General features: G+C 72.3%; 6 protein-coding genes, 5 tRNA genes and 1 pseudogene. 6 read left to right on the forward strand and 6 right to left on the reverse strand.

Annotation, left to right across the window (positions count from 1 at the left end; translation table 11 throughout):
• Positions 1–51: 51 nt before the first annotated feature.
• Positions 52–204, reverse strand: coding sequence for a hypothetical protein (locus tag C1I97_RS40275; protein WP_181446997.1), 153 nt, complete (start codon positions 202–204; stop codon positions 52–54).
• Between the two features lie 133 nt (positions 205–337).
• A complete protein-coding gene (locus tag C1I97_RS31050; RefSeq protein ID WP_111006405.1) occupies positions 338–787 on the reverse strand; it encodes a hypothetical protein in 450 nt (149 codons plus the stop codon).
• Positions 788–952: 165 nt separating this feature from the next.
• Here C1I97_RS31050 and C1I97_RS31055 point away from each other — a divergent pair, with 165 nt between their 5' ends.
• Positions 953–1,471 carry a DsbA family protein gene (locus C1I97_RS31055; protein ID WP_111006406.1) on the forward strand — a complete coding sequence of 173 codons (519 nt, stop codon included), beginning with the start codon at positions 953–955 and terminating at the stop codon, positions 1,469–1,471.
• 4 nt (positions 1,472–1,475) lie between these two features.
• On the opposite strand, the gene C1I97_RS31060 is transcribed toward C1I97_RS31055, so the two are convergent.
• The 3 genes from C1I97_RS31060 to C1I97_RS31070 form a co-directional block, all read right to left on the reverse strand.
• Positions 1,476–2,300: a GNAT family N-acetyltransferase gene (locus C1I97_RS31060; protein WP_111006407.1), complete on the reverse strand. Its 825-nt coding sequence runs from the start codon at positions 2,298–2,300 to the stop codon at positions 1,476–1,478.
• 73 nt (positions 2,301–2,373) lie between these two features.
• Entirely contained in the window at positions 2,374–3,195 is an 822-nt protein-coding gene (locus tag C1I97_RS31065; protein ID WP_111006408.1) for an aminotransferase class IV, read from the reverse strand.
• The gene (locus tag C1I97_RS31070; protein ID WP_258382820.1) at positions 3,192–4,328 is read right to left on the reverse strand and encodes a chorismate-binding protein; all 1,137 of its coding nucleotides are present in this window, start codon (positions 4,326–4,328) and stop codon (positions 3,192–3,194) included. The genes C1I97_RS31065 and C1I97_RS31070 overlap by 4 nt, the downstream gene beginning before the upstream one ends.
• Before the next feature lie 178 nt (positions 4,329–4,506).
• Between C1I97_RS31070 and C1I97_RS31075 the strand changes: the two genes are divergently transcribed.
• The 5 genes from C1I97_RS31075 (at position 4,507) to C1I97_RS31095 (ending at position 4,967) form a co-directional block, all read left to right on the forward strand.
• A tRNA-Gly gene (locus C1I97_RS31075) sits at positions 4,507–4,579 on the forward strand.
• 37 nt (positions 4,580–4,616) lie between these two features.
• Positions 4,617–4,690 (forward strand) — tRNA-Cys (locus C1I97_RS31080).
• A gap of 1 nt (position 4,691) precedes the next feature.
• Positions 4,692–4,763 (forward strand) — tRNA-Val (locus C1I97_RS31085).
• A 23-nt stretch (positions 4,764–4,786) separates the two neighbouring features.
• A tRNA-Val gene (locus C1I97_RS31090) sits at positions 4,787–4,858 on the forward strand.
• A 37-nt stretch (positions 4,859–4,895) separates the two neighbouring features.
• Positions 4,896–4,967: transfer RNA gene (locus C1I97_RS31095), tRNA-Val, on the forward strand.
• 52 nt (positions 4,968–5,019) lie between these two features.
• On the opposite strand, the pseudogene C1I97_RS43070 reads toward C1I97_RS31095, so the two are convergent.
• Positions 5,020–5,128, reverse strand: a pseudogene (locus tag C1I97_RS43070) (zf-TFIIB domain-containing protein); the annotation flags it as partial.

Genomic DNA, 5,128 nt, shown 5'->3' on the forward strand with positions numbered 1-5,128 from the left:
TGGTGTTGTCGTGGTCCTCGGCGGGTGGCGCCGAGGACGCACGGGTACGGCTCACAGCAACAGCAGGTCGTGCAACGAAGCCATGAGCAGCAGACACCCGATCACCGCAAGGAAGATCATCAGCGGCGGCTGGGATAGGGCGAAGAGGCAGCCGCGCCGCTCGCCCTGCGGCGGCGCGGACTCGCTCTGTGTCGTGTCCACCATCTCGGGGCGATGATGACGCAGCCGACGCCTGCGACGCGATCAACACGCGCGTAATGTACGGGAGTTCCCGGATTACGTGATCTTCGTTTCGCTTCGGCGCGGACCTTGATCACTTACGGCCGGAGAACGAGCGTCATATGCCGTGCTTCTTGAGGATGGCCTCGATGTCGCTGAAGTCGTCCTCGCCCCCGGCCCCTGTCGCCGGACGGGAGGCGGGAGGGCCGGTTTGGCGGGTGGCCGGGCCCAGGGACGGCGCCGACGCCGCCGGAGCCACCGCGCCCCGGCCCGCCGCGCGGGCCGCCTCCTTGCGCTCCTGCCGCGTACCGCCGCGGCGGCGCTCGACCGCCCGGGTCGTCGCGAAGAGCAGCCAGGCGCCGCCGAGCAGGCCGAAGCCCGCCCAGGCGGTCGGACTGAAGGCCGTGTCGGCCAGCCAGCCGACGATCCCGGTCATCACCAGGCCGACGGGGATGAGGGAGTAGGCGGCGACACGGGCCGCGGTGAGGAAGCGTTTGCGGTAGGCCGTGACCGCGGCGATGCCCAGGCCTGCCGCGGAAACGGCGGAACAGACGGTCTCGGCAATCATCCGGTCCTCCAGTCGGGGCTCACCGGGTCGGGTCTCACCGGTCGGGGTGGTTCGTCCCTTCCATCCTGCACCGTCCGGCACCCGGGAAGCCATGCTCGGGGCGGAGATCAGGGAGATCTCCGGGTCGCCTCCGCCGCAGGTACCGGGGCCTGGGAGACTGGGCGCATGAGCGACTCCTCCCCCGCGTCCGCCGCCCCCGTTCTCGATGTCTGGTGCGAGCTGCAGTGTCCCGACTGCCGTACCGCGCTGGAGGACCTGCGGGCCCTGCGCGCCCGGTACGGCGACCGGCTGGAGCTGAGGCTGCGGCACTTCCCGCTGGAGAAGCACAAGCACTCCTTCGCCGCCGCGCAGGCCGCCGAGGAGGCCGCCGAGCAGGGGCGGATGTGGCCGTACGTGGAGGCGGTGCTCGCCCGGGTCGAGGAGCTGGACCGCGGGGGCGAGCCCGTCCTGGTCGAGGTGGCCCGTGAACTGGGCCTGGACGCCGAGGAGTTCGACACCGCGCTGGTCGACGGCCGGCACATCCTGATCGTCGACGCCGACCAGGCCGAGGGCAAGGCGATCGGCGTCACCGGCACGCCGACGTACGTCGTCGGGGGCGAGCGCCTGGACGGCGGCAAGAGCCAGGAGGGGCTGCGCGAGCGCGTCGAGGAGATCGTGGACCGTCTGCTGGCCGAGGGTGCCTGAGCGGTCAGAGCAGCCCCTTGGAGAAGGAGTGGAGCACCGGCCGGTAGCCCAGCGACTCGTACAGCCGCTCGGCCGGGGTGTTGCCCGCGAAGACGTTCAGGCCCAGGACGCGTCTGCCCGCGGCCACCGCCTGGGCCTCGGCCAGCAGCATCAGGGAGCGGCCGTGGCCCCGGCCGCGGAAGCGCTCGTCGGCCTTGACGTCGTAGACGAAGGCCCGGTCCTCGGTGATCGCCAACCACAGTGTGCCGACCGGGGCGCCCTCGTGCTCCAGGACGCTGAGCAGCATGCCCGGGGTCGCGGGCCCCTCGGGCAGCAGCCGGGCGTGGTCGTCCTCCGCCTTGGCCCGCGCCTGGTCGGCGGGGACGCCGCGGTCGATCCAGCTCTGGGCGTAGGCGGCCTTGCCGCGTTCGCGCCACGGCCCGTACTCGGCCTCGGTCATGGGTCTGCCCCGGCTGCCGGCGGGCAGTGCGGGCGCGGTGGTGCCGAGCTGTTTCTCCATGCCGCGGTTGCGCTCGACGTAGCCGAGTGCCGTGACGAGCCGGAGCGCGGCCTCGGCGTCGGCGGGCACGGCGGCCTCGATCCGCCCGCAGCCCCAGCCGCGCGCCACCTCCTCGGCGGCGAGCGCGGCCACCGTGCCGCGGCCCCGCCGGCGGTCCGGCTCGTCGATGCGCAGGTCGAGGACGCGGGCGACGGCCGGCCCGAAGACGGGGTGCGTGGTCAGGTGGATCCCGCCGACGGGCCGGCTGTTCACGCACACCTGGTAGCGGCGTGAACGGGTCCCGTCGGCGTGCTGCTGAAGCGGCTCGGTCGGCCGCAGGGTCGTGGTCATCAGGGGTGTTCTACCCGCTGCGGCGCCGTGGGGCAGCCGAATATGCGCCGCTTCCACTTCTGCGGATCCGGTTCTACGGGTCCAGGTCGTCCCCGGACCGCTCGTCGAAGACCCGCACGGCCTTGGCCGTCACCGGGCCCGGTGCGCCCGGCAGTTCGCGGTCGTCGACGCGGTGGACGGCCTGGATGTCGCGCAGGGTGGAGGTGAGGAAGATCTCGTCGGCCCGCCGCAGGACGTCCAGCGGCAGGTCGGTCTCCTTCGCGCCCGTCCACTCGATCGCGAGCGCGCGCGTGATGCCGGCGAGGCAGCCGGAGGCGAGCGGCGGGGTGTGGATCTCTCCGTCGAGGACGACGAAGACGTTGGAGCCGGTGCCCTCGCAGAGCCGGCCGACGGTGTTGCCGAACAGGGCCTCGGTGGCGCCGTGCCGGTGGGCGCGGGCGAGGGCGACGACGTTCTCGGCGTACGAGGTGGTCTTCAGGCCGGTGAGCGCGCCGCGCTCGTTGCGGGTCCAGGGGACCGTGATGACGGCGGTGGAGCCGGGGCGGCGGGTGGTCTCGCCGAGGGCGACCACCAGGGTCGGGCCCTGGTCGCCGCGGTCGGAGCCGAGGGGGCCGTGCCCGCCGGTGTAGGTGATGCGCAGCCGGCCCAGCGGCATCGGGTTGGCCTCGAGGACGGCGGCGCAGGCGCGGCGGACCTCGTCGTGGTCGGGGTCGGGCAGGCCGAGGCCGCGGGCGGACCGGGTGAGCCGGTCCAGGTGTCGGGTGAGCGCGAACGGCTTTTCGCCGGTCGCCTTCACCGTCTCGAAGATGCCGTCGCCCACGGTCAGCCCGTGGTCGAGAACGGAGACGCGCGCGGACCCGATGTCCCGCAGTCCGCCGTCGAGCCAGATCTTCACTGGTCCTTACCTCGCTTGTCCGTGCCGGGTACGTCGCGTCGGCCGGGGGTCCGGGGGGTGTCCCCCGGGCCGGCACAGCACTGCCGCGCTCCCTCTCCGCTTTCCTGGTACGTGCCCGACGCTACTGCGAGCAGCCGGGCCGCCTTCAGTTCGGTCTCCCGCCACTCCCCCTCGGGGTCGGAGTCCCAGGTGATGCCGGCGCCGGCGCCGAAGCGCAGGACGGCCGTGCTGTCGGCGGCGCGGTCGATCCAGAAGGTGCGGATGCCGACGGCCAGCTCGCCCACCCCGCGGTCGGCGTCGACCCAGCCGATGCCGCCGCAGTAGGGGCCGCGGGGCGCGGTCTCCAGGGCGTCGATGATCCGCAGGGCGCTGGACTTGGGGGCGCCGGTGATCGAGCCGGCCGGGAAGGTGGCGTCGAGCAGCTCCGGCCAGCCGGCGCCCTCGCGCAGCTCGCCGCGGACCGTGGAGACGAGGTGGACCAGGCCGGGGTGCTTCTCGACGACGCACAGGTCGGGCACGGTGACGCTGCCGGTGGCGCAGACGCGTCCGATGTCGTTGCGGACCAGGTCCACGATCATCACGTTCTCGGCGTGGTCCTTCTCCAGCAGTTCCGCCTCGGTGCGGGCGGTGCCCTTGATCGGGCCGGACTCGACCGTCCGGCCGTCACGGCGCAGGAAGAGCTCGGGGGACGCGGTGGCGATCTCCACTCCGTGCCCGGGCAGGCGAATCGTTCCGGCATACGGTGCCGGGTTGCCGCGGGCCAGTACGGCGGTCAGGGCGTCCACGTCGGCGTCGGGCGTCACGGGCGCGGAGAGCACGCGGCAGAGGTTCACCTGGTAGACCTCGCCGGTCGCGATGTGCTCGCGGACGCGGCGTACGCCCGCCGTGTACGCGGCGCGGTCGAGGGAGGACGTCCAGTCGCCGGCGGCCGGGCCCCGCCAGGCGCCGGTCGCGGGGGCCGGCACGGGTTCGTGCCGTACGTCACGGAAGCGGGCGCAGGTCAGGCGGCCTTCGTAGTCGGCGGCGACGGCCCAGAAACCGGTGGAGTCCAGGGCCGCGGGGTCGCCGGTGACGTCGGCCAGGCCGGTGGCGACACGGTCGCCGAACCGGGCGAGAGGAGCGAGGTCGAGCACGTCGAGAAGTGTAGGGCGGGCCCGGCGAGCCGGGCCCGGGCGTACCGTTTCGGGCACCTGACCAGGTCGCGGAGTGGACGTGGCGCAGCACGCTGCACAAACGCGTTTTTGTGCTGGCCCCGGAATCCGCTAGAGTTCAACACGTCGCCGGGCCGCGTGAAGCGGACCGAAACGACAGGCGGACGTAGCTCAGTTGGTAGAGCGCAACCTTGCCAAGGTTGAGGTCGCGAGTTCGAACCTCGTCGTCCGCTCGAGGGAAGAGGGGATCTCCCGGTCCCCTCCACTCCTGGTGGAGTGGCCGAGAGGCGAGGCAACGGCCTGCAAAGCCGTCTACACGGGTTCAAATCCCGTCTCCACCTCCAAGGACGATTAGCTCAGCGGGAGAGCGCTTCCCTGACACGGAAGAGGTCACTGGTTCAATCCCAGTATCGTCCACTGGATCTGCCGAAGATCCACCCGCGCGATTAGCTCAGCGGGAGAGCGCTTCCCTGACACGGAAGAGGTCACTGGTTCAATCCCAGTATCGCGCACAGGACCCGTGGTTCGTATTCGTGATCACGGTCCCGAGGACGATTAGCTCAGCGGGAGAGCGCTTCCCTGACACGGAAGAGGTCACTGGTTCAATCCCAGTATCGTCCACACACCAGGAAGCCCCCGGCCGCACGAGACGGCCGGGGGCTTCTTCGTGGGGTCAGCTGGAGAACAGCATGCGGCCGAAGCTCCTGTGCCGGTGATGGCCGTAGTGCCCGTGGCCGCCGTGCGGGGCGCCCCAGGCGGGGGCCGACGGGGCCGGGTAGGCC

This window comes from Streptomyces sp. NTH33, from assembly GCF_003236365.1.
In the GTDB taxonomy this organism is placed as follows: Bacteria; Actinomycetota; Actinomycetes; order Streptomycetales; family Streptomycetaceae; genus Streptomyces.

What these genes read in the sequence shown, in the direction of transcription:
- C1I97_RS40275 (WP_181446997.1), bottom strand. Translation starts at nt 204, where the DNA reads ATGGTGGACACGACACAGAGCGAGTCCGCGCCGCCGCAGGGCGAGCGG.
- C1I97_RS31050 (WP_111006405.1), bottom strand. Translation starts at nt 787, where the DNA reads ATGATTGCCGAGACCGTCTGTTCCGCCGTTTCCGCGGCAGGCCTGGGC.
- C1I97_RS31055 (WP_111006406.1), top strand. Translation starts at nt 953, where the DNA reads ATGAGCGACTCCTCCCCCGCGTCCGCCGCCCCCGTTCTCGATGTCTGG.
- C1I97_RS31060 (WP_111006407.1), bottom strand. Translation starts at nt 2,300, where the DNA reads ATGACCACGACCCTGCGGCCGACCGAGCCGCTTCAGCAGCACGCCGAC.